25 protein-coding genes are annotated in these 23,688 nt (G+C 62.3%); 15 read left to right on the forward strand and 10 right to left on the reverse strand.

The window, feature by feature from the left end; genetic code table 11:
* Position 1 precedes the first annotated feature (1 nt).
* From AC6I97_RS03785 to AC6I97_RS03800, 4 genes are all read left to right on the forward strand, one after another.
* The gene (locus AC6I97_RS03785) at positions 2-739 is read left to right on the forward strand and encodes a 5-oxoprolinase subunit B family protein (protein WP_497944110.1); all 738 of its coding nucleotides are present in this window, start codon (positions 2-4) and stop codon (positions 737-739) included.
* Positions 736-1,749: a 5-oxoprolinase subunit C family protein gene (locus tag AC6I97_RS03790; RefSeq protein WP_309928202.1), complete on the forward strand. Its 1,014-nt coding sequence runs from the start codon at positions 736-738 to the stop codon at positions 1,747-1,749. The genes AC6I97_RS03785 and AC6I97_RS03790 overlap by 4 nt, the downstream gene beginning before the upstream one ends.
* 56 nt (positions 1,750-1,805) lie before the next feature.
* Positions 1,806-3,146: an MFS transporter gene (locus tag AC6I97_RS03795; RefSeq protein ID WP_223934937.1), complete on the forward strand. Its 1,341-nt coding sequence runs from the start codon at positions 1,806-1,808 to the stop codon at positions 3,144-3,146.
* An 82-nt stretch (positions 3,147-3,228) separates the two neighbouring features.
* Complete coding sequence (locus tag AC6I97_RS03800; protein WP_224093172.1) at positions 3,229-3,978, forward strand: SDR family oxidoreductase; 750 nt, start codon at positions 3,229-3,231, stop codon at positions 3,976-3,978.
* 271 nt (positions 3,979-4,249) lie between these two features.
* Here the strand turns inward: AC6I97_RS03800 and AC6I97_RS03805 are convergent, their stop codons facing one another.
* The 4 genes from AC6I97_RS03805 to purB form a co-directional block, all read right to left on the reverse strand.
* Entirely contained in the window at positions 4,250-4,684 is a 435-nt protein-coding gene (locus AC6I97_RS03805; protein WP_224093181.1) for an acyl-CoA thioesterase, read from the reverse strand.
* 75 nt (positions 4,685-4,759) lie between these two features.
* A complete protein-coding gene (locus tag AC6I97_RS03810; RefSeq protein WP_224093183.1) occupies positions 4,760-5,263 on the reverse strand; it encodes a GNAT family N-acetyltransferase in 504 nt (167 codons plus the stop codon).
* 181 nt (positions 5,264-5,444) lie between these two features.
* Positions 5,445-6,101, reverse strand: coding sequence for a histidine phosphatase family protein (locus AC6I97_RS03815; protein WP_497944111.1), 657 nt, complete (start codon positions 6,099-6,101; stop codon positions 5,445-5,447).
* 302 nt (positions 6,102-6,403) lie between these two features.
* Positions 6,404-7,810 carry an adenylosuccinate lyase gene (gene purB / locus AC6I97_RS03820; protein WP_224165722.1) on the reverse strand — a complete coding sequence of 469 codons (1,407 nt, stop codon included), beginning with the start codon at positions 7,808-7,810 and terminating at the stop codon, positions 6,404-6,406.
* A gap of 166 nt (positions 7,811-7,976) precedes the next feature.
* Here purB and AC6I97_RS03825 point away from each other — a divergent pair, with 166 nt between their 5' ends.
* Together AC6I97_RS03825 and AC6I97_RS03830 are read left to right on the forward strand one after the other, a co-directional pair.
* Complete coding sequence (locus AC6I97_RS03825) at positions 7,977-8,288, forward strand: hypothetical protein (protein ID WP_497944112.1); 312 nt, start codon at positions 7,977-7,979, stop codon at positions 8,286-8,288.
* Positions 8,288-9,628: a hypothetical protein gene (locus tag AC6I97_RS03830; protein WP_497944113.1), complete on the forward strand. Its 1,341-nt coding sequence runs from the start codon at positions 8,288-8,290 to the stop codon at positions 9,626-9,628. Before AC6I97_RS03825 ends, AC6I97_RS03830 begins: the two co-directional genes overlap by 1 nt.
* A 62-nt stretch (positions 9,629-9,690) precedes the next feature.
* Here AC6I97_RS03830 and AC6I97_RS03835 read toward each other — a convergent pair whose 3' ends face one another.
* Positions 9,691-10,119 (reverse strand): phage holin family protein, encoded by a 429-nt coding sequence (locus AC6I97_RS03835; RefSeq protein WP_224093193.1) that lies wholly within the window; start codon positions 10,117-10,119, stop codon positions 9,691-9,693.
* 124 nt (positions 10,120-10,243) lie between these two features.
* Here AC6I97_RS03835 and AC6I97_RS03840 point away from each other — a divergent pair, with 124 nt between their 5' ends.
* The 5 genes from AC6I97_RS03840 (at position 10,244) to AC6I97_RS03860 (ending at position 16,073) form a co-directional block, all read left to right on the forward strand.
* Entirely contained in the window at positions 10,244-11,362 is a 1,119-nt protein-coding gene (locus AC6I97_RS03840; protein ID WP_224165719.1) for a histidinol-phosphate transaminase, read from the forward strand.
* A 149-nt stretch (positions 11,363-11,511) separates the two neighbouring features.
* On the forward strand, positions 11,512-12,705 hold the full coding sequence (gene pdhA, locus AC6I97_RS03845; RefSeq protein ID WP_224093203.1) for a pyruvate dehydrogenase (acetyl-transferring) E1 component subunit alpha: 1,194 nt from the start codon (positions 11,512-11,514) through the stop codon (positions 12,703-12,705).
* Positions 12,705-13,685, forward strand: a complete 981-nt coding sequence (locus AC6I97_RS03850; protein ID WP_309928193.1) for an alpha-ketoacid dehydrogenase subunit beta — start codon at positions 12,705-12,707, stop codon at positions 13,683-13,685. Before pdhA ends, AC6I97_RS03850 begins: the two co-directional genes overlap by 1 nt.
* Positions 13,686-13,740: 55 nt before the next feature.
* Positions 13,741-15,357 (forward strand): dihydrolipoamide acetyltransferase family protein, encoded by a 1,617-nt coding sequence (locus tag AC6I97_RS03855; protein ID WP_497944114.1) that lies wholly within the window; start codon positions 13,741-13,743, stop codon positions 15,355-15,357.
* Between the two features lie 104 nt (positions 15,358-15,461).
* On the forward strand, positions 15,462-16,073 hold the full coding sequence (locus AC6I97_RS03860) for a phosphatase PAP2 family protein (protein ID WP_497944115.1): 612 nt from the start codon (positions 15,462-15,464) through the stop codon (positions 16,071-16,073).
* A 68-nt stretch (positions 16,074-16,141) separates the two neighbouring features.
* On the opposite strand, the gene AC6I97_RS03865 is transcribed toward AC6I97_RS03860, so the two are convergent.
* The 3 genes from AC6I97_RS03865 to AC6I97_RS03875 all read right to left on the reverse strand — a co-directional run bounded on the left by AC6I97_RS03865 (position 16,142) and on the right by AC6I97_RS03875 (position 18,360).
* A complete protein-coding gene (locus AC6I97_RS03865) occupies positions 16,142-16,480 on the reverse strand; it encodes a hypothetical protein (protein ID WP_224093208.1) in 339 nt (112 codons plus the stop codon).
* Between the two features lie 144 nt (positions 16,481-16,624).
* Positions 16,625-17,053: a universal stress protein gene (locus AC6I97_RS03870; RefSeq protein WP_224165715.1), complete on the reverse strand. Its 429-nt coding sequence runs from the start codon at positions 17,051-17,053 to the stop codon at positions 16,625-16,627.
* Positions 17,050-18,360, reverse strand: a complete 1,311-nt coding sequence (locus AC6I97_RS03875) for an aminotransferase-like domain-containing protein (protein ID WP_497944116.1) — start codon at positions 18,358-18,360, stop codon at positions 17,050-17,052. Before AC6I97_RS03875 ends, AC6I97_RS03870 begins: the two co-directional genes overlap by 4 nt.
* 110 nt (positions 18,361-18,470) lie before the next feature.
* Here AC6I97_RS03875 and AC6I97_RS03880 point away from each other — a divergent pair, with 110 nt between their 5' ends.
* The 3 genes from AC6I97_RS03880 (at position 18,471) to AC6I97_RS03890 (ending at position 21,017) form a co-directional block, all read left to right on the forward strand.
* The gene (locus tag AC6I97_RS03880; RefSeq protein ID WP_497944117.1) at positions 18,471-19,319 is read left to right on the forward strand and encodes an isocitrate lyase/PEP mutase family protein; all 849 of its coding nucleotides are present in this window, start codon (positions 18,471-18,473) and stop codon (positions 19,317-19,319) included.
* 110 nt (positions 19,320-19,429) lie between these two features.
* Positions 19,430-20,497, forward strand: a complete 1,068-nt coding sequence (locus AC6I97_RS03885; RefSeq protein WP_224093234.1) for a hypothetical protein — start codon at positions 19,430-19,432, stop codon at positions 20,495-20,497.
* Positions 20,478-21,017, forward strand: a complete 540-nt coding sequence (locus AC6I97_RS03890; RefSeq protein ID WP_497944118.1) for a hypothetical protein — start codon at positions 20,478-20,480, stop codon at positions 21,015-21,017. The genes AC6I97_RS03885 and AC6I97_RS03890 overlap by 20 nt, the downstream gene beginning before the upstream one ends.
* An 82-nt stretch (positions 21,018-21,099) precedes the next feature.
* Here AC6I97_RS03890 and AC6I97_RS03895 read toward each other — a convergent pair whose 3' ends face one another.
* On the reverse strand, positions 21,100-21,978 hold the full coding sequence (locus tag AC6I97_RS03895) for a GerMN domain-containing protein (protein ID WP_309928178.1): 879 nt from the start codon (positions 21,976-21,978) through the stop codon (positions 21,100-21,102).
* Between the two features lie 166 nt (positions 21,979-22,144).
* Positions 22,145-22,711, reverse strand: coding sequence for an NAD(P)H-dependent oxidoreductase (locus tag AC6I97_RS03900; protein WP_224093246.1), 567 nt, complete (start codon positions 22,709-22,711; stop codon positions 22,145-22,147).
* A gap of 86 nt (positions 22,712-22,797) precedes the next feature.
* Here AC6I97_RS03900 and AC6I97_RS03905 point away from each other — a divergent pair, with 86 nt between their 5' ends.
* Positions 22,798-23,403, forward strand: coding sequence for a TetR/AcrR family transcriptional regulator (locus AC6I97_RS03905; RefSeq protein WP_224093248.1), 606 nt, complete (start codon positions 22,798-22,800; stop codon positions 23,401-23,403).
* Positions 23,404-23,688: the final 285 nt, after the last annotated feature.

Raw genomic sequence — 23,688 nt, forward strand, 5'->3', positions numbered from 1 at the left:
CATGTCCGTGCTCTCAACGGCTCCGACCGAGATCTACGAGTCAGGAGACTCAGCGCTGCGCGTCGTGGCGATCTCGGAGGCCAGCGAAGACAACTGGCTGACCGTCCACAGCTTGGCCGACTGGCTGGAAAGCTGCGGCGCCGAGGGCCTTCACGGTGCGGTTCCTACGTACGACTCCGTGCTGGTTGAGTTCGATCCCATCCTGGTTTCCGCCCGCCAGGTTCGCGCGTTCGTCAAGCTCGGGCTCCTGGAGATCGCCCACGCGGGCGGGTCGCAGAGGGCGCCCCGGGAGTTCGATGTCCCCGTGGTTTACGGCGGCGAATACGGCCCGGATTTGGTGCGTGTTGCTGAGCACCAGGGCATCCCAGTGGACGAGGTCATCCGCCTCCACACCGAAAAGACCTACACAGTCCGCTGCCTGGGTGCGCCTGCGGGCTCGCCCATGATGGACGGGCCCGTGTTCCCCAAGCCCGTCCCGCGTTTGAAGGATCCCCGGCTCAGCGTGCCTGCGGGCGCCGTGGCGGTGGCCGGGCGCCAGGCAGTTATCGCGCCTGCTGTTGCCCCGGGCGGCTGGTGCGTCATCGGCCAGACCCCGTTGTCCGTACTGAATATCCGGCGCGAACCGCTGGTCCCGTACAAGCCAGGCGACATCCTCAGGTTCCGCCAGATCCGCGCGGAGGACTTCCACACCTTCGCTGGGGTGGAATTGGAGCCACTGGAGTTGGAGGTGCAGCCATGAGCGGGGCAATCCTGATCCAGCAGCCGGGCAACTCCGTGGTCACCGACCTCGGCAGGACCCGCGGACCGCGTTTCGGGCTTCCGGTCAACGGCGCCCTGGACCAGTACTCGGCCCGCGCCGCCAATATCCTGGCCGGCAATCCGGACAATGATCCCCTGGTGGAGATCACGGCCCTTGATTTTCGGATGAAGGCCGACGCCGACATCCTGATCGCCGTCACCGGTGCCCCGCTCACGCTCACGGTCGGTGGACGACCGTGCAGTCAGTGGGAACCGGTCTCGGTGCGTGCCGGAGAAACAGTGTCCATCCGCGGAATCCACCGCGGGCTCCGCGCCTACCTGGCTATCCACGGCTCGCTGGAAGCCGAAACTCTGCTAGGCAGCTGCGCACCGGACACCGTGGTGGGATTCGGACTTCAGCTTCGGGAAGGAACCACGCTCCCCACCCGTAGGAGCGTTGGCCCGGTACGCCAGCCGTACTTTGACCTTCCACTCTTCAGGCTGGGCCTTGAACGGCCAAGCATGGGAACAGATCTGTTGGTCGATGTGACCGATGGGCCGGATGTCGCCGAATTTGGCGAATCCGGTGAACTGCTCTTCACCTCGGAATACGCCGTCAGTGGCCGGAGCAACCACATCGGCCTGCGGCTCGGCGGAGAACTTCCCGAAAGAACTTCCAGCGGTGAGGTGCTGTCCCGCGGAGTGCCAGTGGGCGCCGTCGAGGTTCCCTCACGGGAAGAGTTGCTGGTACTGCACCGGGGACGAGGCGTCACCGCCGGGTATCCCGTACTTGCAGTAGCAACCAGCACCGGACTGGATGTCCTGGCCCAAGCAAGGCCAGGGGACAAAGTCCGTTTTCGGAAAACCACAGTGGCAGAAGCAACTGCCGCTCACAGGCGCTCGCGGGCCCAACTGGAAACCCTCCGCGAATCCGTCAACACCGTCTTCGGACTTCTCGGTATCGGATGCCGACCCCAGTGGCAGGACCTACCAGTTGCGGCATGCAGCTAAAAACCCTGTCGTCATACCAGTAGGCGTTGCTACGCTCATCTCAGTAAGGAAAAGTCATGACCGCAAGCACCAACGCTGCGCCAGCGCAGCATGAGCGGCTCACGGGCCGCCAAACCCGCAAGGTTGTCACCGCAGGTTGTGTTGGCATCTTCGTGGAACTCTACGACAACGGCATTTTCGCCTTCATGGCGGGAACGCTGGCCCTGGTCTTCCTGGCCCCCGGCAACCCGGACAATGCACTGCTCTTCGTGTTTGCCGGTTACGCGGTCTCGTTCTTCGTTCGACCCCTCGGCGCTGTTGTTTGTGGCTACCTCGGAGACCGGATCGGTAGGCAAAAGCTACTGGTCTTTGTGATCCTCCTGATCAGTGTTGCCACGGCAGGCATCGGGCTCTTGCCGCCATATGCGGCCATTGGCATTGCCGCGCCGATCCTGCTGGTGCTCCTGCGCATGCTGCAGGGCTTCTCCGTTGGTGGCGAAGCTGCCGGCGCCATGACCTTCCTTGCCGAGCACGCCCCTGAAGGCAAGCGCGGTGTCATCACGTCATACGCCCAGATCGCCTCCTTCGCAGCACTGCTCACCGGTACCCTTGTGGCGTTCTCCATGTCGCCGTGGCTCACCCAGGCAGCGATCGACGGCGGTGGCTTCGGTTCCTTCGCATGGCGCATCCCCTTCCTCGTTGCCATCCCCATGGGCATCATCGGCTGGTACATCCGCAAAGCCATCGCCGATACCCCCAACTTCGTAAAGCTCAAGGAAGAGGGCGGACTCTCCAAGAACCCGCTGAAGGAAGCCTTCAAATCCGCCGAGCACCGCCGTGCCATGCTCCTGGCCCTCTTCATTCCGCTCATGAACGGCTCCGGCTACTACGTCCTCTTCTCCTACATGCCCACGTTCCTCAAGGGCAAGCAGCTGAACTTCACTATCGGCCAAGCCCTTCTGGTCACTGCCTGCAGCCTGGTGGTCATCTGCATCGCCATCCCCTTCATGGGTGCCCTCTCGGACCGTGTTGGACGCAAGAAGGTCATCGCCGGATCCGCAATCGCCATGGCTGTCCTCGGCATCCCCTCTTACGCCCTCATTGCAACCGGTGAAATGGGCCTCGCAATCCTCGGCGCCTGCATCATGGCAGTCGTTTTCGCCGGCCACACCGCCGTCATCCACATCCTCATCGTTGAACTGTTCCCCACCCGGGTCCGCTACTCCGCTTACGGCCTTGGCTACAACATCTCCTCTGCGCTGTTCGGCGGCACGGCTCCATTGCTCATGACCTGGTTGATTTCATCCACGGGGAACATCTACATGCCGGCCTTCTACGCAGTGATCACGGCCTTGGGCACGCTGATCGCCGTCAGCACCGTCAAGGACCGCGCCCACGAACCGCTGCGCGACGCCTAGCCATCACTGACCTCCGGCTCTTACGTCCGGCCACATGGCTGGACGTAAGAGCCCCTACCAATCCCCACCTTTTGGAGGACCAATGTCTTTTTCCGACTACACCACCGCCCTCGTCACCGGAGCTTCGACCGGTATGGGTGCAGCCATCGCTGAACGCCTCGCCAAGCGCGGCCTGACCGTCCACGCCGTGGCCCGCAACGAGGAACGCCTTGCGGAACTGGCCGACCGCACCGGAGCAGTCCCGCATGTGGTGGACCTGACCGACACCACCGCGCTGGCCGCCGTCGTGAGCGGACTCAAGGTGGACGTCCTGGTGAACTGCGCCGGAGTGTCCCGGCCGGGCAACATCCTGGACTCGTCCGAGGAGGACATCGACGAGCTCGTGGACGTGAACCTCCGCGGCCTGCTGCAGCTCACGCGCCTGGTCCTGCCCGGTATGGTGGAGCGCGATCTTGGGCACGTCATCAACATCAGCTCGATTGCCGGCGTCTACAACTTCTACGGCCACACCGTCTATCACGCCACGAAGGCGGCCGTGCACCAAATCTCCCGCCAACTCCGAAACGACACCGTGGGTAAGCGGATCCGCGTTACCGAGATCTGCCCGGGACGGGTGGAAACCGAGATCTTCGGGCGCAACATGGGCGGTACGCCCGAGGCCATGGAAGAAGCCTGGAAGACCTACTACGAGGGCTATGAGTCGCTGACCACCGACGACATCGTCAATGCCCTGGATTACGCGATCGAAACGCCGCGCCACGTCAACGTGGGCATGCTTGAGCTCATGCCGACGTTCCAGGTGCCCGGCGGGCTGACGTTCGATCGGCGCTGATTTTCTGAATCAGGCGCCCCATAGGTTCCGGTGACACTCACTCCCGTCACCGGAAAACATAGGCTGGCGGCCGCGTTCCCGCGGCCGCCAGCACCCGTTAACGCGGACGATCCGACGTTCCTGCCCACTTACTGCGTACTCCATCCCGCAGACCTAACGGGGTTCCGCGGGATTCCAGGGCGAACTTAGGCCTGGACAGGTGGCATTCAGGGCTCCGGGGGAGGTAACTGGGCGGGAGCCCTGGCTCGGTGCGCGTACGACGCCGGGTGGTTCAGTCCTCGTGCAGGGTCTCCGTGAGGTGGTGCGTGGGGATGCGGTCGCGATCATACGTGATTTCCGTGTAGCCGTGCGGCTGCGGGCGGCCATCAGCGCCCATGTTCACGAACACGATTTCCTCGATGGTCAGGATGCTCTGCCGGGTGATCATGTTCCGGACCTCGGCGCGCATGGTCAAGGACGTGCGCCCGAAGCGTTTGGCCGTCAGGCCCATTTCGATGAGGTCGCCCTGAACGGCTGAGCTCACGAAGTTGATTTCGGAGATGTACTTGGTGACCGCGCGGCCATTGCCCAACTGGAGGATGGCGTAGATCGCTGCCTCTTCATCGATCCACTTCAGCAGGCTTCCACCGAAGAGTGTGCCGTTGGCATTGAGGTCCTCGGGCCGCACCCATTTACGCGTGCGGAAGGTGATGTCTGCTTTTTCCATTTTCCGAGATTATCCGACTACCGCAGCGTGTGCTTGATGTTGCGCGACGCTTGGTTGCTGCCGGGGCTCAGGTGTTTACGCCATCGCCGTGTGGGAGGCGCTGTGGGAGTTGATCCGCTTGGAGTAGCAGTAAGACCCATTTACGCCGATGTACGGTCCAAAATTGGGAACTTCGGCGAATCCGGCGCTTACATAGAAGCTTCGTCCATCAGACTGCGCTGATCCAGCCTCAGCTGCGATGACGCTGAAGCCGTGTGAGTGGGCCTGTGCTTCGAGTGCGGCCAGAATGGAGCTTGCAACTCCTGATCCGCGTGCGTAGGGCACCACGTACAGTCGCTTGATTTCAGCTGTCTTCTCGTCCAACATCCTCAGGCCGCCGCATCCGAGCGGCTGTCCGGAGCATTTCTCGTAAGCCACAACAAAAACGGCCGTGTCAGCTTCCGAGGGCGGGGGACCGGGCTCGTGATCCGTGGTTCCGAACCGGGCGTCCAGTTCGGCCTGTTGCGCGGCGCGGAGGTCAGCGCCTACCGGGTTCGCCCAGGTGACCTGCCGGATATTGAGCCGGGGGTTGGTCTGCATCGATGCCTCATTTCGCTTGGTTTCGCTGAGGTGTTTATGCGTCTTAAGCCTAGGAAGCTGTGGTTACCGCCGTGTTTCCTGCGCGTAAGCTTCGGGAGAATTGCTGAATTTCCTGAGTTGCGGGGCCCGCTCTGCGCCTTCCCGTGGGAATTTGGCGCGCAGAACAGGCCTCACAACATGCTTAGAGCGCCTCGCCTGTTGGGTCCTCGGCCGTCTGGTCTGCCAATGCCAGGCCACCCACTGGAATCTGGTCCCAATGCAGGACCCGCCACCCTGATTCCGGGTCACCTTCGAGTGCCACGATTCCGGTATTGGGCAATTGATGGGTCTCAGCGAAGAGGGTGTCGATATCCTCTGCCCTGCGGCCCGCCCAACAGCGTATGGCGGCACCGTGACTGACGATGGCGGCGGTCGAATGTCCTGCGGCCGCAACCTTTTCCACGGAGGCATCGAAGCGGGCAAAGAAGTCATGGCCGTTGAAAGCGCCCGGCATGCGAACGTCGAGGTCGCCGTCAGACCAAGCGAACACCGTGCTCATGTACCGCATATGCGATTCATGATCCGTCTTCTTCTCCAAGGCTCCTGCCTCAATCTCATGGACGCCGTCCAGGATTTCCGGTTCCAGTCCCGTGGCGGCGGCGAGCGGTATCACCGTCCGCTGGGTCCGGAGCAGGGTGGAAGTGTAGAGGGCCTGAATGGACTCGTCCGCCAGAGCCTCCGGGAGCGCGGCCGCTTGCCGCTCGCCGAGTTCCGTCAATCCCGGGCCGGGAAAGGCAGTATCCAGTTGGCCCGCCACGTTGCCGGGGGTCTGTCCGTGCCTGATCAGTAGGAGCTTCATGGGTGCTCCGCTCCTTACGTCGTTGCTGTCTTGGCCATGCGTTCCTGCCCAGTGCGTTCCTGCCCGGTGCGTTCCTGCCCAGTTGCTTCCAGCCAATCAGCGGCTAACGCAAGCGAACGCCCCGACACGCCGTTTCTCCGCACATGGAAGGGCATGCCCCGGTGACAAAGCGGGCGGGAACGCGCCGGGTGCCCACTAGTTTAAACGCCGACGGCGGGCCTGGTTAAACGCCGACGGCGGGCCTGGGCATCCAGCCCCGGCCCGCCGTCGTCCAGCGTTTGTTGCTATTTCAGCCTTTGTTGCTACTTCAGGTGGTCCACCAATTTGTCAGCGATGCCGGTGTACTTGCCCGGGGTGAGGGCGAGCAGGCGGGCTTCGGCGTCGGCGGACAGGCCGAGCCCCTGCACGAACTCCTGCATCCTGGCGCCGTCCACGCGCTGCCCCCGGGTGAGATCCTTCAGGCGCTCGTAGGGGTTTTCCATGCCTTCCACACCGGCAATGGCCTCTGCACGCATGACCATTTGGATGGCTTCGCCCAGGACCTCCCAGTTGGTGTCGAGGTCACCCGCAAGGACTTCCTCGGCGACGTCCAGGGCCTTGAGACCCTTGGCGACATTGGAGATTGCCAGCAGGGAGTGACCAAAGGCGACGCCGATGTTGCGCTGTGACGAGGAGTCCGTGAGGTCGCGCTGCCAGCGGGAAGTAACCAAGGTTGCGCCCAGAGTGTCCAGCAGGCCGTTGGAGATCTCCAGGTTGGCCTCGGCGTTTTCGAAGCGGATCGGATTGACCTTGTGCGGCATCGTGGAGGACCCGGTGGCACCAGCTACAGGAATCTGCCGGAAGTATCCGATGGAGATGTAGCTCCAGATGTCCGTGCAGACGTTGTGCAGGATGCGGTTGAAGCGGGCAATATCGGCGTAGAGCTCCGCCTGCCAATCGTGGCTTTCGATCTGCGTGGTGAGCGGGTTCCAGGTGAGCCCCAGTCCTTCGACGAAGGTCCTGGCAACAGCTTCCCAGTCGGCACTCGGGACGGAAGCAACGTGTGCGGCGTATGTGCCAGTGGCACCGTTGATCTTGCCGAGGTATTCGGTCTTGGCGATCCGTGCCAGCTGGCGGTTCAGGCGGTGCGCGATGACAGCCAGTTCCTTGCCGAGTGTGGTGGGCGTGGCGGGCTGGCCATGTGTGCGGGACAGCATGGGCACGGAGCGGTTGGCTTCGGCCATGGCCTCGATTTGCTGGACCAGTGCGGTGGCGTTGGGGAGCCAGACATTTTCTACGGCGCCCTTGATACCAACGGCGTAAGAGAGGTTGTTGATGTCCTCCGACGTGCAGCCGAAGTGGACCATGGCTGTCAGGTTTTCGATGCCAATCGCAGGCAGCCGGCGGCCGATGTAGTACTCCACTGCCTTGACGTCGTGGACGGTGACGGCCTCGATCTCGGCGAGTTCGTCGACCGATGCGGCGTTGAATTCGGTGACGATGGCACGGAGCTGCGAAACCTGCTCGTCCGTCAGGGGACCCGCGCCAGGCAGCACAGACTGGCTGGTCAGGTGGATCAGCCACTCAACCTCAACGTGAACGCGATCGCGGTTCAATGCGGCCTCGGACAAGTAGTCAACGAGGGGCGCGACGGCGGCACGGTACCGGCCATCGAGGGCGCCAAGAGCGAGGGGTTCGGAAGCGAGGGACACGCGAGGGGATTCAGCCATGGTGCCTATTCTTTCATGTTCCTTGGAGGCGCCCGAGTTGATGACTGCGCTATGTGGACAGCCGTGCGCGTTATCCACATAGCCGACGGCGGCACTTCCGCCCGGTTCCCGGGCTCCGTAGCGTCGTACCTACCGATCAGCAGAACAATCAATGGAGTACACGGACATGAGCGTCGGCCTGATGCCTGCAGCCACCCCACCCACCTTCGATCCCCTGGAGTGTGCCTCGCGCAGCCACGAGGTCCAGAGGCTCGCTTGGCGTATGAAGTCGTGCGTGGACCAGACGGATGCAGTGCTGGCATCCTTGCGGCGGACCCAGTTGGAGGAGTGGCAGTCTCCCGCCGGAAGTGCATACAGGACAACTATTGCCCTTCACGCGTCGGCGTTAATGCGTGCACGGGAATCATTGGACGTCGCTGCTGCCTCCATTCTCCGTCATTCCCAGAACGTAGCTGTCTCCGGTGGGAGGGGCAACTGATGGCTGATGTTGCTCCTGTTGGTGCGGGTTCAGCCCCCCAACCTTCGGCGCCCGCCCCCGATGGGATCCTTGGCATTCGTGGCGGAGTGGGCGGAATATCCTGCCAGTTGGAAGAGCTCCTGCGTGGAGCGGCACTGCTTGACGAGTTGGTCCAACAGTTAGTTGGTGTGGAAGCGGAAGCCCGCCGGGTGAAGGCAGATTTGGGGTCCTACCTCTTCGACTCGTACGCCTCGGGGTGCGCCGCGATCGATGCGGTGGCCATAAGTGGTCAAGAGGTAGGCAGAGTACGGCAGGAATTGGTTGGTGTCAGCTCGAGTGTGCGGTCCAGCCATCACGATTACGTGCAAACAGAGGTCAAGAATCTGTTCCCGCGGATGTTGAGGCTTGATGAGATGAAGATGTCAGGTGCTCCCTGGGTACCTGGCCCGGACATCACGCAAAACGTGGTCACAAGCATCATTCCACCGGGCATGGATGCGGGGGACGTCATGCGTGGGCTTCTGCAGTCACCCGTCGTCCCCGGACTGAGGCCGCGCCCGGTGAGCATCGAGAAGATCGACGAGTCGATCGAGCAAGTGGATCCATCCATGGCGCAAAGCATCCGGCGACTCGAGCAACTCCATGCCCGGGGCGATGGAGAGATTGAGATCATCCAGCTCGACCACGATGGCTCGTCCTCGTGGATGGTGTTGATTCCGGGAACACAACCCGAAGCACCAGATACCAATCCTTTCGATATTCCCGGCGTTGGTGAAGCCCTCGGTTATGACTCGGAAGAAGTGGTGCCTGCTATTGGTCAGGCGTTGAGGGAAGCCGGAGCTGAAGCCGGCGAGCAGGTGGTAGCAGTCGGGCATAGCCAAGGAGGGGCACACGCCATGAACCTCAGCCGGAACAAGGCATTCCTCAGCGAATTCGACCTCAGGTATGTCCTCACGGCTGGAGCCCCTGCTGGCGGCATTAGCTCGGAACCGGGAATTGCTGCGTTGCACCTGGAGCACGTCCAGGACTGGGTCCCGGGTTCGGATGGCCGCGTGAACCCGGATACCAAGGACAGGGTCACGGTCACGCTGAACAATGACGTCAAAACACCCGAGGGGGAGGACCCAGGCCTGGGGCCCGGTCACCGCCTGGAGAACTACGCGGCAGGTGCCGAATTGATCATGGCGAGTCGGGATGCCTCGCTTGTAGCTTCGACCGCGGCGTTCGCTGGTGTTGTTGGTGTGGGCGGGGCGGCGAAGGTAACGCATTTCAAACTGGAACGGGAACCCTTGCCGGACAAGAGGCCGGCCCTTCGTAATCCCAATCTTCCAGAGACACGATCCGTGGCCGGGGCGCGGTAAGTCCAGCGCGATGGTGGGTGCAGCCCAAACGGTGCCGGGAGCGCGAGCGACGGGAACTGCTTCTAGCGTTTGCGGGCGCCTGGGATGAGTCCGGCAACCAGGCTGATGATGCTGATGATGATTGAGGCAAGGATGGCTGTCCAGAAGAACGAGTCAATGGTGAGGTGCACAGGCGTAAAGCTGCTCAGCCACGCTGTCAGGTACAGCATTGCCGCATTGATGATGATCGTAAACAGGCCCAGGGTCAGGATCGTCACAGGGAGGGACAGAATCTTCACCAGCGGGCGCACGAACGCGTTGACCACTCCAAAAATCAGGCCGATAAAGAGGTAAGCCAAGACGATGCCTGCTGCATCCGCGCCTTCAGTGATCCCCGCGTTGGCTGCCGCCTTTTCAGTGGCGGAGGAGGATATCTCCAGTCCCTCCAACAGCCAGCTGGCGACCCACAGGGCCAGGCCATTGATCAGGACGCGAACTATGAATGAACCCATGCGCCCATGCTTTCACACTCGTCTGTGGCTCCGCTGGGACATCACTAGGAGAGGGAACTTGGGAAGGACGAAGGTTGGCGGGAGAACACCCAAACGCCGCAGGGGTACAAGTAGGCTTGAATCCATGACTACTACTGACAACGCACCGGAGGGCGTACTCCCTCGACCGGTCGTGGACAGGCTCCCCAAGTACGCGGCTGGTAAACCCCCCGCTGCGATTGAGGGCCTCACCAGCTACAAATTGTCGTCCAATGAAAACCCGCTGCCTCCGATCCCTGCAGTGTTGCAGGCCATCGCAGACCAGACTGACATCAACCGATACCCAGACCCCCTGGCAACCAAATTGCGCAATGCTTTGGCTGGCTTCCTGGACGTCCCCGCTGACGACGTCGTCACCGGTGCAGGAAGCCTCGGCGCACTCAACCAGATTCTTGCCACTTTTGCGGGCCAGAATGATGACGGCAAGTCGGACGAGGTGATCTACGCCTGGCGCTCCTTCGAGGCTTACCCCATTTGTGTGGGCCTTGCCGGGGCGGCCAGCGTGCAGATCCCGTTGCTTCCGGATGGCCGTCACGATCTCGAAACCATGGCCGCAGCGGTGACGGTGCGCACCAAGGTGATCTTGCTCTGCACCCCGAACAACCCCACGGGACCCATCCTCACGGCTGAGGAAACGGAGCGTTTCATCCAGTCGGTGCCACCCAACGTGGTGGTGGTCATCGATGAGGCGTACCAGGAATTCGTCCGCGACCAGGCTGCTGTGGACGGGATCAAGCTCTACCGGAAATACCCCAATGTCGTTGTGCTGAGGACTTTCTCCAAAGCCCACGGGCTGGCGGGACTGCGCGTTGGCTACAGCGTTTCCGGCCCGCAGCTCACCCAGCACCTTCGCGTCACGGCTACACCTTTCGCCGTTTCGCAAATTGCAGAGCGCGCCGCGATTACATCCCTTGAGAATTTCGACCAGGTTGTCGAAAGGGTACAAAGCCTGGTGGACGAGAGAGACCGCGTCACTTCGGGTCTTCGCGATCTCGGATGGTTCGTGCCGGAAGCCCAAGGGAACTTCGTTTGGTTGAACCTGGGTGCGAACAGTGGCGAGTTTGCGGCGTTGGCAGCCGAGCAGGCCTTGTCTGTCCGGGCCTTCGGAAACGAGGGAGTGCGGGTCAGCATCGGCGAAGTGGAAGCCAATACGCGGTTCCTGAAACTCTGTGCAGGTTATACAAAGGCTCCGCACAGTTCCTAGCGGTTAACAAATGCGCCTACGCTACTTACTGCCGATAAAGTAAGGACGAAAGCCAAAATATATGCCCATTCCGGAATGCATTCCGGAATGGGCATATATCCCAGCGACAGACATTGCCCGGCACTAGCTGCGGCAAGCAAGGAGACGGAATGGGCTCGACACAACTGCCCCCCGGGACCGATGAAACTCTGGCGGCAACCTCAGCGGCTGTAGCTGCCTCGGGTGAACCCGTAGAGATGGTCCAGTTGCTCGGCCCTGACGGAAAGCTAGGCACCGATCCCGTCTTCTCTGACTATGCCAAGCGGATAGACCCCGAAAAGCTCCGCGTCTTTTATGCCGACATGGCCAGAATCCGCCGGTTTGACCAGGAAGCCACTGCTCTGCAGCGCCAAGGCGAACTCGCACTGTGGGTGCCCCTGACCGGTCAGGAGGCCGCCCAGATAGGCTCGGCCCACGCCAGCCAGCCGCAGGACTACATTTTCCCCACTTATCGTGAACACGGTGTCGCACTGGTGCGAAACGTGGACCTGGCTGAATTGTTGAAACAATTCCGCGGAGTCTCCAACGGAGGCTGGGACCCGCGGGGGAACAACTTCCACCTCTACACCCTGGTCCTGGCCGCCCAAACGCTTCACGCCGTGGGCTACGCCATGGGCATCCAGCGGGACCAGAAGCTCGCGGTTGCCGGTGATTCCAATGATCCCAAGGCTGCGGTGATTGCCTACTTCGGTGACGGCGCCAGCTCCGAAGGCGACGTCCACGAATCGATGGTTTTCGCAGCCTCCTACGATGCCCCGGTTGTCTTCTTCTGCCAGAACAATCACTGGGCCATCTCCGTGCCTACCGAAGTCCAGACCAAGGTCCCGTTGGCCAACCGCGCCAAGGGCTACGGTTTCCCGGGAATCCGTGTGGACGGAAACGACGTCATTGCCGTCCACGCCGTCACTGAATGGGCCCTTGAGCATGCCCGTGAAGGCAGGGGCCCGGTGCTCATCGAGGCTTACACCTACCGGGTTGGCGCACACACCACAGCGGACGACCCCACCAAGTACCGCGAACTGGCCGAAGAAGCCGCGTGGCGTGAGAAGGATCCGCTGGAGCGTTTGGAGAAATACCTGCGGACTGAGGGGCTCGCCGATGAGGCCTTCTTCGAACAGGTGCAGGCCGACGGCGATGAGCTGGCCAAGTATGTCCGCAGCACTACGCATGGCCTTGAGGTGCCGGACATCCGGGATTCCTTCGCCAACGTCTACGCCGAAGCACACCCGCTGATTGCGGAGGAACAGGCGTGGTTCGAAGAATATTCGGCAGGCTTCGAAGCCGACCAGGAGGCAGCTAACTGATGGCAACAATGACCATTGCAAAGGCCATCAACGAAGGTCTCCGCGCATCGCTGAATAGCAACCCCAAGTCCCTCTTGATGGGCGAGGACATCGGGCACCTCGGTGGTGTTTACCGGGTGACGGACGGCCTGATCAAGGAATTCGGGGCGGACCGGGTCGTCGATAGCCCGCTGGCTGAGTCCGGCATTGTTGGTACCGCTATTGGGCTCGCTTTGCGTGGCTACTTTCCGGTGTGCGAGATCCAGTTTGATGGCTTCGTCTATCCGGCTTTCAACCAGATCACCACGCAGTTGGCCAAGATCCATGCCCGCAGCCATGGCCGTCTGACTGTTCCTGTGGTTATTCGGATCCCGTACGGTGGCGGCATCGGTTCCATCGAGCATCACTCCGAATCCCCGGAAGCGTTGTTCGCCCACACAGCTGGCCTCCGTATCATTTCGCCGTCCAATGCGCACGATGCTTATTGGATGATTCAGAAGGCTATTGAGTGCCAGGACCCCGTGATCTTCTTCGAGCCCAAGCGCCGCTACTGGCTCAAAGGCGAGGTGGATGTTGAGAATGCCGGTCTCTCAGAAGACCCGTTCAAAGCACACGTGGTCCGTGAAGGGACGGACGCCACGATTGTGGCTTACGGGCCGTTGGTTCCGGTTGCCCTTGCTGCAGCAAACGCCGCAATTGAGGATGGACGCAGCATCGAGGTCATCGACCTCCGTTCCATCTCGCCTGTGGATTTCGACACCGTTGAGGCGTCGGTCAAGAAGACCGGCCGGCTGATCGTCGCCCACGAAGCACCCACGTTCGGTGGCATCGGCGGAGAAATCGCCGCCCGGATCAGCGAACGGGCGTTCCTGCACCTTGAAGCCCCTGTGATCCGCGTTGGCGGTTTCCACATGCCGTATCCCGTGGCCAAGGTTGAAGAGGACTACTTGCCGGATATCGACAAGATCCTCGAAGCGCTCGACCGCTCCCTGGCTTACTAAACCGCCCTGATCCAGTCCGGCTCCACAGCCGGGCAGACGGAAATCGAGGACCACCGTGACTGTAAAGAAATTCAACCTGCCGGACGTCGGCGAAGGCCTGACCGAGGCCGAGGTAGTGGCTTGGAAGGTCAAGCCGGGCGACACCGTTGCCATCAACGACGTCCTGTGCGAGATCGAGACAGCGAAATCGCTCGTTGAGCTCCCTTCGCCCTTCGCCGGAACGGTCACCGAGCTGTTGGTCGAGGAAGGCATCACGGTGGAGGTCGGCACGGCAATCATCGCCGTTTCGGACAACCAGCCCGGGGACGCAGGACCGGTGACCCAGGCTCCGGCGTCGGCTCCCACGGTCGATGCCCCTCTCTACGGCAAGCTTCCCGCTGATACCGACAACGGCGAAAACGGCCCGGCAGGCGGACCGCTGGTGGGTTCCGGCCCCAAAGCCGACGCCGTGAAGCGCCGTGCGCGCAAGCGTCCAGCGGGTACTGGCGAGGCAACTACGGTCGCCGAAAACGCCGAAGGTACAGTCCAGGACCACCAAGCGGTTCTGGCTGCCCAAGCAGCCCAGGCGCCGGTGCCTCATCGCCCGACGTCGACACGTGCCGCCGTCGCGCAGGTCACCCATGCGCCGGTCACCCAAGCGGCCGCAACCCAAGCGCCGGTCACCCAAGCGCCGGAAGTCACGACGCCAGAAGGCACGGCGCCGGGAGTGTCTACGGCCCAGACCGCCGCATCACGCGGTGCCGCCATCAGCGGCACCATCAGCGGGCTCGTCAACAAAGTCCTGGCGAAGCCGCCGGTGCGCAAGTTCGCCCGTGATCTCGGCATTGACCTTGCCGACGTCGTAGCCACGGGGCAGCGCGGCGAGGTGACCCGCGAGGACCTGGTCAGCTATCAGGCGCAGCGTGACGCTGAGCTGGATCAGGCGGAGTCTTTCTGGGGTGCTTCCAAGAAGCCGCAGGACCAGAGGATCGAGCGCGTACCCGTTAAGGGTGTGCGTAAGGCGACCGCCAAGGCCATGGTGGAGTCCGCGTTCACGGCACCGCACGTCAGCATCTTTGTTGACGTCGATGCGAGCCGGACCATGGAGTTCGTCAAACGGCTCAAGGTTTCGAGGGACTTCGAGGGAATCAAGGTATCCCCGCTGCTTATTTTGGCCAAGGCAGTCATTTGGGCGGCCGCGCGGAACCCCAGTGTCAACGCCACGTGGGTGGAGAACGCTGATGGCAACGGCGGTGCGGAGATCCAGATCAAGCACTTCATGAACCTGGGCATTGCAGCTGCAACACCGCGTGGCTTGATGGTGCCCAATATCAAAGACGCACAGGACCTCTCCCTCAAGGAGCTGGCCCTCGCCCTGAACGATCTCGCCACCAAGGCCCGGGCGGGCAAGACGCAGCCCGCCGAGATGCAGGGCGGCAGCCTGACCATCACCAACATCGGTGCGCTTGGCATTGATACGGGTACGCCCATCATCAACCCGGGCGAGGTTGCCATCATTGCGTTTGGAACCATCAAGCAGAAGCCGTGGGTTTTGGACGGGGAAGTGATTCCGCGGTGGATCACCACGCTGGGTGGCTCCTTTGACCACCGGGTGGTGGACGGCGACCTCTCGGCCCGCTTCATGGCCGATGTGGCTGCCATCCTTGAAGAACCGGCCCTATTGCTTGACTGATCGGGGTTGCTTGACTGATCGGGGTTGCTTTGACTGATCGCCCGGCCGCCAACACGGCGGCTTCAGGGTCGAACACCGCTGTGGCTTCTGGCAACTCTGGTCATGTGCCTGTCCGGTTGCTGTCAGGACCCTGGCGCGTTGTTGCCCGGGTCCTGACGGAAGCCTTCCAGCCGCCCATCGTGGTGACGGCTCTCCTGTTGATCAGTCCGGCTATCGAACCCGGCTTTCCCGGGACCATGGGTTTTGGGCTGCTGGGAGCTCTCTTCGTCTGTGTCCTGCCGTTGGCGTACGTGCTGGTGATGGTCAGGCTGGGCAGAATCACCGATCATCATGTCAGCGACCGCCGGCAGCGGCCGCCGTTGCTGTTGCTTGCCTTGATTTCCGTGCTGGCGGGCGTGGGGGTGCTCCAGCTGGTCGGGGGTCCGACGAGCGTTTCACTGATGATCATTGCGCTGCTCGGAGGCATTGCTGTTCTTGCGGTGGTGAGTGCTTTTTGGAAGATGAGTGGACACACTTCGGCCATCGCAGCCGCTGCCGTCATTACCGTTTTGATGTTTGGGCCTGCTTGGCTGCCCGTGTTGGTGATTGTTCCGGCCGTGGGGTGGTCGCGGGTGGTGCTTCGCGCCCATACGCTCGGTCAAGTCGTCGCCGGGTCTTTGTTCGGCGGTACCGTCATCGCGGGTTTGTGGTGGCTGCTGAGGGAGTGGATGCTCTGAGGCCAGGCCAGCACCTGCTGTAAGGGGCACCTGCTGTGGGGGACACCTGCCGTAAAGGCGGCCCCGCTTCAGAACGCGGGGTAGTTGACCAGCAATGCCTGAAGTTCCGTGGTGGACATATGGTTTGCCATCTCCACGCTGATGCCCATAGCCATGGCTGCGAAGGTGATCATTGCGACGCAGGCAAGGGAGAGGAACCGCCAGTCCTTGCGCATGATGCTGGTGAGAGTTTCCGGCATGTTCAGGCTGGGGGAAATCATGTTGGGGGCGCTGTCCCAGGAGCCGTCGTCGAGCATCGCGATGATGCGGTCATTCGCGCGGTCAAAACGCATCGTGCTGATGCTGTTGCCATGGCGGGCAAGCAGGATGTCGTGTCCAACGCGCTGGCGCGGCTGCAAAGTAAGCAAGTGAAGTCCCCTGAAGTCAGTTGATGGAGGATGGCTCACGCCATTGGGGGCATCTCAATTTTATAACGATGACTTCGGGGGACAGGCCAAAATCACGCCAAAAGCCGGGTGAGGCTCCCCACCCGGCGGCGTGATTCAGGTCGCTTACGGCTGGTCGGTCTTGGCGATGTAGACATCGCAGGGGGCATTGTGGGCCACCGTGTTGGCTACGCTGCCAAGGACACGACCAAGGCCTTGCATGCGCCGGTTGCCCACCACAATCAACCGCGCTTCGAGCATTTCTGCTTCTTTGACCAAGGCTTCACCGGGCTTGCCGCGGGCAGCCGAGTACGTTACCTCGAGGCGCTCATCAGCCAGGCGCTCCGCCACCGTGCGGGCGACGGCTTCGGCTTCGGCAGCGTCTGACACGATCCATTTATCGGTCCCGATCTCAACTACCTCGGTCTTGTTGCTATCAAATGCGCTCACCACGCGAAGACTGGCGCCAATCCCGATGGCCAGTTGCTGGGCAGCCTTGGCCGCCCTCATCGCCGTCTCGCTACCGTCTACTCCTACAATGACAACCCCGGTCATAGTGCTGCTCCTTCAGTGGTGGCTTTGATGGCCTCTGCGAGAACAGGGGCCAGACGACGTACGCCTTCGGCAATCGTATCCGGCGGTACAGCACTGAACGCCAGACGGAGCTTGTTGGACGGGCCATCTGCCGGCGAGAACGCTGCGCCGGGTATGAAGACAACCCCCGCATCGATGGCCTTCTTCAATAAAGGGTAGGTGTCCACGTTTTGGGGCAACGTGACCCAGACGAAGAATCCACCGTCGGGGCGTGTCCACGAGAGCCCCGCTGGCATGTATTCGTCCAGGGCGCTGAGAAGGGCTTTGCAGCGTTCCGCGTACAGGCCGCGGTAGGTTTCGATTTGCCCCCGCCAGTCGTAGTCACGCAAATATGCGGAGACAAGCATTTGGTTCAGGGGCGGCGGGCAAAGCGTGACTGCTTCGGAGGCCAGGTAGAACCGACGCTGCAGGTGTGCGGGCACCAAGGCCCAGCCAATGCGGAGACCCGGCGCGAAGATCTTGGAGAAGGACCCCAGATAGATGACGTCATCGGGATTTGCAGCCCGCATCGGTGCGATCGGGTGGCCGTCAAACCGCAGCAGGCCGTAGGGGTTGTCCTCCAGCACGATGATATTCGCCTTGCGGCATATATCTACGATCCTCTGCCTGCGCGACTCTGCCAGGGTGATGCCCGAGGGATTGTTGAAGTTGGGGATCGTATAGAGGAACTTGATGCTCTTGCCTTCTGCCTGGAGCGCGGCGATCCTGGCCTCAAGCAGCTCAGGTACCAACCCGTCGTCGTCCATTTCGATTGGCTCCACCTGCACCTGGTAGGCCTCGAACGTATTCAGGGCCCCGACGTAAGTGGGGTTTTCGACGAGGACAACGTCGCCGGGATTGCAGAAGACCTTGGTGGCCACATCCTGCGCTGACTGGGAACCAGCAGTAATCACGATGTTTTCAGGCTGGGCGTCCATGATGCCTTCTGCGCCCATGATCGCGCAGACTTGCTGGCGCAGTTCAGCGGTCCCTTGGCCCCCGCCGTATTGCAGGGCGGTCATCCCGTCTTCGGCGATGATCCTGGCGGCGGTCTGGCCAAGCTTTTCCAGCGGCAGCGACTGCAGGTACGGGTTGCCGCCTGCGAGCGAGACAAGGCCGGGCCGCATGGAGATATCGAAGACGTCGCGGACAGCGGACTGCTTGATGTTGGCGGCCCGCGCGGAGAACAGTTCCTCGTGCGGGTGGGCGGCGGCCGTGGCGGCCCGCTCAATGGCGTCGATGGCTTCAGCGGGCAGCTTGGTGCCGGCATCCAATGTTTCGTGGGTCACAGTGACAGGATACTCCTGAAGGTTGCTAATTAGGCAACATATGTTTTCAAGAACGCGCCGGTTTGCGTGGTTTCCTTTACGCCGGGAACGGTAGGGGCTGGAATGTAGCTATGACACTGCACCGGGGATCCGTGACCAAAGCCGAACTCTTCCACAAGCTTCACGACGCCGGACCCACGCCGCTGGTCCTGGTGAACGTTTGGGACGCGGCTTCCGCCCGCGTGGTGCAGGAGGCTGGTGCGACGGCGATAGCTACCTCAAGCTCGGCAGTTTCCTGGAGCCTGGGCTTCCGGGACGGGGACCACGTGCCTTGGGGACTGGCGATGGCGGCGCTTGGGCGGGTGGTAGGGGCAACCAAACTGCCGGTAACTGCCGACATCGAAACTGGATACGGGCGCACGGACGATGAACTTCGGGCCACCGTGCACGGAGTGCTGGATGCAGGCGCGATCGGCATCAACATTGAGGATTCGGCTGCGGAGCCACTGACGGACATCAACGAACAATCGCGGCGTATCGCCTTGATCCGTGCCGTGGCGGACGAGCGTGGAATCCCTTTGTTCATCAATGCCCGAACCGACACATACCTCTCCGGACAATATTCGGAGAACGCTTATGACGAGACCTTGCGCCGTGCTGAGTCCTACCTCACGGCGGGTGCGGACGGCATCTTCGTTCCCGGGGTCGTGGACCTTCACGTCCTGCACGAACTCTCCAGCAAGATCCCCGCGCCCCTTAATGCCCTTGCGGGAGTAGGTGCGCCTTCGCCACTCGAACTTCACGACGCCGGCATACGGCGCGTCAGCATCGGCGGCAATACGGCTAAAGCTGCCTACGCAAAAGTCGCACGGGTGGCGAAGGAAATTCTGGGCGACGGTAACTGGGCAGGATTGGCAGGCACCCGCAGCCACGACGAGATGGATGCGCTCTTCGCCCAAGGGCCCAAATACAGGCCGTAAGCAGCGCGGTTTGGGCAGATGAAAGCGCACGACGTCGGAACCCGGCTTTAATGTCTGACCCCGCCATTAGCTTGGAATCAGTAGCAAAGACCGCAGGCAGGGGAGGGCGGATGGCAAGACGCAGTGTGCAGTTCTGGCGCATTGACCAACTGAATGGCGAGGATCTGCGCGCTCCGTTTCCGGCGCGCCGCGTTGCGGAGGTACTCAAGAAGGCCCAGGAAGCTGGGACGGACCGGCATTTCATCGGCATGGACGGCACGGTGTTGGTTGCCCAGACCGCATCTTTCTCACCGCATCCGGTAATCCTCCTGGATCGGGTCCGCGATACGAACCTGCCCAGCGTTGGGGATGCGCTTGGACGCCGCAAGCCCCTCCCCTTGGAGCCGGGTGACCATCTTCTGGAAACCACCTACTTTGCCTTCCTGAAGCGGAACGTCATCGCCGTGTTGACCAGTGGCAACGGCCCCCGGGCTTCCAGGATGGGGGAGTACCTCGAAGGCATGCTGGGGCTTGAACCCGGACTGGTCCCGGTGGTCCGTGAGGATATTGAGGAGATCCTTACCAGGCTTGAGGTGAGTCGCTTCGAGTTCGCGCTTCCTGCTGAACGCCTCTCCGGAAAGTTGATGGAGGGTGAATGGGCTGACGTTCTGGAGAGTGCCTCGCGCCTGATGACTGAGGGAACCTTCCGGATTTCCCTCACTGTGGGCCGTTCGGGAGGGGCCGGGGACAAGCAACGGATCCGGGAACGCATCCAGCAGCTCATTGACCTCTTCCGCAGGGCGGGATCCGTAGAGCACTTCGACTACGTCGTGGCCGAGGGCAAGGACTCCCTGACCGGTGACCGCGAGGTGGTTGACCTGCTGAAAGAGCGTTTCATCTCCCACGTCGAAGTGGACCCCGATGTGTTCAACGATCCCCGGAAGTCCGCTGCCGAGGCAGTCGCAATCCTGAACAAACAGGCCAGGGATAACGAAGCATTCTTCGCCCTCACGCTGCCGGAAATCAGAGGCTCAGCAGACTCGGTCCCTGTGCCGGACATCGTCGCAGGTGGAATGGCGGCAGTGCGGGAAGCTCTGGCAGCGTCCACAAAGGAGGAAGCCGCCAAGGCAAAGCCCGGGGATGTTAAACCAGCGGGGGGATCAGAAGGCAGCGCGGATCATGAGCTTGTACGAGGTTGACGTAGAGCACGCCGGGCGCCGCCGGACGGTGTGGAGGTGGTTTCTGCTCCATCCGCCGGCAGACTTTGCGTGGGCGGTAGTGGCTGTGCTGATGGGGCTTGGCTTGGCCCGGCTTTTGGAGCAGCCCTTGATGCTGGAGGGCGTCGATCCAGGTGCCCGTCGAACCCTGTTCCAAACCCTCGCTACGTTGGCTGGTGCTACCGCTGGCCTCACGCTCACCAGCGTCTCCATGCTGATCAACGTGCTCGGCAAAAAGGCGGCGCCCGGGCAGCGTGAGCTTCCCCTGGAGAAGCTCACCGCCTTGCATCGTCGCCAAATCGGAGAAGTGTTCCTGTTCGCCATCCCGGGGCTTGGCCTGCTGGTGGTGGCTGCCCTCGTCACCGTGGTGCTGGAGGGCGATGGGCCCAGGGGCCTCTGGATCCCGGAGGCGGTTGTCTTCGTTCTCGCCTTCGCGTCCGTGCTTGCGCTGCTCCGCGTGGCGTGGGCGCTCCGGCGGGTGCTGGCCATCGCAACGGCTTGAGAGGCTGCGGCCCCAGGCCTTAACAAATCCGGACGGTCCGCGCGCACAAAGCGCACTAACCCCACTGACTGCAGTAACCGCACTAACGCAGGCTCAGCGCCTCAGCCAAAGTCTTGCCATTGATGTAGATTTCGGCCCGGGATGCTCCGCTGGCGGAGACGATGGTGTGGGTCAACTGGGCTTCAATGCGCGGGATGTCGCAGACTCCTCCGGGGCGCAACGTTCCACTCAAATTCACCACCACGGTTGCTCCGCTGACGTATCCCGACGCGAAGTGCAAGGAGGAATTAGCCAGCGAATCGTAGAGGCCCGCCCCAGTGTCCAGGGGCATGCCGGCTTCCAGCAGGCGGCTCAGGGCCAGCGTCAAAGGGTCGCCGGGCGCCAGGGCGCCCCGGACAGGCACCAGACTGTCGTTGCATCCGAAGCGGACACCTCTTGAGCCCCCGTCGTCAACGGCAACGTAGTAGACAGCCGGCCCCAAATTCAGGTCCTGGGGTACGGTCGCAGCCCGGGCGACGGGAGCAACAGCCGTCGGTGAAGGGCTCGGCGTAGCGACGGGTACAGGCTCGACGGCGTCACCTTGCTTGGGCGTTTCGGTCGCCCCAATGCCAGGGGTACCCGTGCCGGAATTGCCGGAACTGCCGGAACTGCCCCCGCCCCCAGGGCCCGAAGTGCTGGAAGGTTCGGCTGTCGAATCACGGTCCGCAGTGCCCCCGGTCGTCGTGGACGGCAGAGACGGAGCGCCGGAGGCCCCATCCGCGGCAGCATTGCCATCACGCGCCGGACTCGAGGGGCCCGCCACGGGAACAGGCGAACCAGCCTCGGGCGATGGCAAACGACCCGGGTCCGAAGTGCAGCCGGCCAGCAGCAGACCCAGCACGAGGCAGGCAGCCGGGATCGCCGTCGTACTTGTTGGCCTCCGCCCGGCACGCATGACAGCCCCACGCTCCTGTCCGTCCACCTGTAGTTCAACGTTAGGCCCGTGTGACTTGGAGCAAAATGCCGCTACGGTGACGGTTCGGACAAGAGTTGATCACGCTGCGTCCCGTAGACACGGGAAACGCAAATGCCCCCGCTCCGTCCTGCAAATTCGCAGGCACGGAGCGGGGGCAAGGAAAGCGGTAAGGCTAGGCTGCGGCTTCTTCTTCCTGAACGGCAGTCAGGGGCTCGAAGATAGCCTTGATCTGCTCGACAACCTCGGCGTCGTCCTTCGGGTGGAGTTCAGCGAAGCGGATCATGGAACCCGGGACGGCCAGCTTGACGTCGTCAAGGACCTTGGCGCCGGCGATCCCGACAGCCTTGCGGGCCTCGTCCTGTGCCCAGACTCCGCCGAACTGGCCGAAAGCGGTTCCGACGACGGCGGTCGGCTTGCCGCTGAGTGCGCCGGCGCCGTAGGGGCGGGACAGCCAGTCAATGGCGTTCTTCAGCGATGCGGGCATGGTGCCGTTGTGCTCGGGGGTGACGAGGAGAAGGGTGTCGGCGTTTGCTGCAGCGGCGCGCAGGGCCGCAGCTTCGGCGGGAACCTGGCCTTCGACGTCGATGTCCTCGTTGTAGAACGGGATGGTGCCCAGGGAATCGTGGATCTGGACTTCGACGTTCTCCGGTGCGTTCAGCTGGATGGCTTCGGCGAGCTTCTTGTTGTGGGAATCAGCGCGGAGGCTGCCGACGAGGGTAAGAACGGTGCTCTTTGACATGGTGTCTCCTTTGTAAGTGTTGGGACCTTCACTGATACTAAACGGACTGCGGTCCGGTTTCTATTCCCGGGTCTAGAATGTTTCTTGTGAGCTCGATCCCAATCCAGCCGGACGTGCCCCTTGGTCCGCCGCATGAGCGCAGCGATGCCGCCCGGAATCGCGAGCGGTTGCTCTGCGCTGCCCGCGAGCTGGTTGACGAGTTCGGAGTAGAAGCGCTCACCATGGACGCGCTCGCCTGCAAGGCCAAAGTAGGCAAGGGGACCGTGTTCCGCCGCTTTGGTAGCCGGGCCGGCCTGATGATGACCCTTCTGAGTGACTCTGAATCTGAATTCCAGCGCGGCTTCATGTTTGGTCCGCCACCACTGGGCCCGGGCGCGACGCCGAGCGAGCGCCTGGTGGCCTTCGGTGAGGGCCGTATCTACTTCGTCCTGGAAAACGGGGAGCTCCTCAAAGCGGCCGCAACCAATGCCCGCAATCGCTTTGACGTGCCGGCCACCGTCCTTGCCCACCGACATGTAGAGGTCCTGCTGCGGGAGGCCGGCATCACGGATCCGTGGGTCATGGCAATGTCGCTGCTTTCCGCGCTGGATCCGGAACGAATCGTCAACGACGTGAGGGTTCACGGCATCTCGCCGAAGAGGCTCACGGACTCCTGGCGCGAACTCGTCACGCGCCTCATGCGATCTTCCTAGCCCACCTACGAGAGTAGGCCGTAAGCGCCACAGTGCCGCGGACGTTGGGATCGTGACGCGAATACAGATAACAATCTGGCTGCAGGCTTGAAACGGGGCCTCTTTGAGCGAAACGTGAAGCAGTTATTGTGGTAGTTTCCTCTTGAATGTGACCCATGCCATAAAAGGGCGGTGTTCACGTGGAGGGGTCTGGGGGGCCATCACCCTTCATGCCAATTCGTAGCTGACGCCGGCCACAGCCGGGAACCGCGGAAGGACGAGCATTGAGCTTTGCCACGATCCAGG

This window comes from Arthrobacter sp. TmtSoilC48 (assembly GCF_059739425.1).

Excerpts from the sequence above, each read along its gene's own strand:
- AC6I97_RS03835 (WP_224093193.1), bottom strand. The coding sequence starts at position 10,119 with ATGGGTTCATTCATAGTTCGCGTCCTGATCAATGGCCTGGCCCTGTGG.
- pdhA (WP_224093203.1), top strand. The coding sequence starts at position 11,512 with ATGGGCTCGACACAACTGCCCCCCGGGACCGATGAAACTCTGGCGGCA.
- AC6I97_RS03825 (WP_497944112.1), top strand. The coding sequence starts at position 7,977 with ATGAGCGTCGGCCTGATGCCTGCAGCCACCCCACCCACCTTCGATCCC.
- AC6I97_RS03795 (WP_223934937.1), top strand. The coding sequence starts at position 1,806 with ATGACCGCAAGCACCAACGCTGCGCCAGCGCAGCATGAGCGGCTCACG.
- AC6I97_RS03805 (WP_224093181.1), bottom strand. The coding sequence starts at position 4,684 with ATGGAAAAAGCAGACATCACCTTCCGCACGCGTAAATGGGTGCGGCCC.
- AC6I97_RS03850 (WP_309928193.1), top strand. The coding sequence starts at position 12,705 with ATGGCAACAATGACCATTGCAAAGGCCATCAACGAAGGTCTCCGCGCA.
- AC6I97_RS03885 (WP_224093234.1), top strand. The coding sequence starts at position 19,430 with ATGGCAAGACGCAGTGTGCAGTTCTGGCGCATTGACCAACTGAATGGC.
- AC6I97_RS03800 (WP_224093172.1), top strand. The coding sequence starts at position 3,229 with ATGTCTTTTTCCGACTACACCACCGCCCTCGTCACCGGAGCTTCGACC.
- AC6I97_RS03810 (WP_224093183.1), bottom strand. The coding sequence starts at position 5,263 with ATGCAGACCAACCCCCGGCTCAATATCCGGCAGGTCACCTGGGCGAAC.
- AC6I97_RS03840 (WP_224165719.1), top strand. The coding sequence starts at position 10,244 with ATGACTACTACTGACAACGCACCGGAGGGCGTACTCCCTCGACCGGTC.
- AC6I97_RS03830 (WP_497944113.1), top strand. The coding sequence starts at position 8,288 with ATGGCTGATGTTGCTCCTGTTGGTGCGGGTTCAGCCCCCCAACCTTCG.
- purB (WP_224165722.1), bottom strand. The coding sequence starts at position 7,810 with ATGGCTGAATCCCCTCGCGTGTCCCTCGCTTCCGAACCCCTCGCTCTT.
- AC6I97_RS03785 (WP_497944110.1), top strand. The coding sequence starts at position 2 with ATGTCCGTGCTCTCAACGGCTCCGACCGAGATCTACGAGTCAGGAGAC.
- AC6I97_RS03880 (WP_497944117.1), top strand. The coding sequence starts at position 18,471 with ATGACACTGCACCGGGGATCCGTGACCAAAGCCGAACTCTTCCACAAG.
- AC6I97_RS03890 (WP_497944118.1), top strand. The coding sequence starts at position 20,478 with ATGAGCTTGTACGAGGTTGACGTAGAGCACGCCGGGCGCCGCCGGACG.
- AC6I97_RS03790 (WP_309928202.1), top strand. The coding sequence starts at position 736 with ATGAGCGGGGCAATCCTGATCCAGCAGCCGGGCAACTCCGTGGTCACC.
- AC6I97_RS03900 (WP_224093246.1), bottom strand. The coding sequence starts at position 22,711 with ATGTCAAAGAGCACCGTTCTTACCCTCGTCGGCAGCCTCCGCGCTGAT.
- AC6I97_RS03815 (WP_497944111.1), bottom strand. The coding sequence starts at position 6,101 with ATGAAGCTCCTACTGATCAGGCACGGACAGACCCCCGGCAACGTGGCG.
- AC6I97_RS03870 (WP_224165715.1), bottom strand. The coding sequence starts at position 17,053 with ATGACCGGGGTTGTCATTGTAGGAGTAGACGGTAGCGAGACGGCGATG.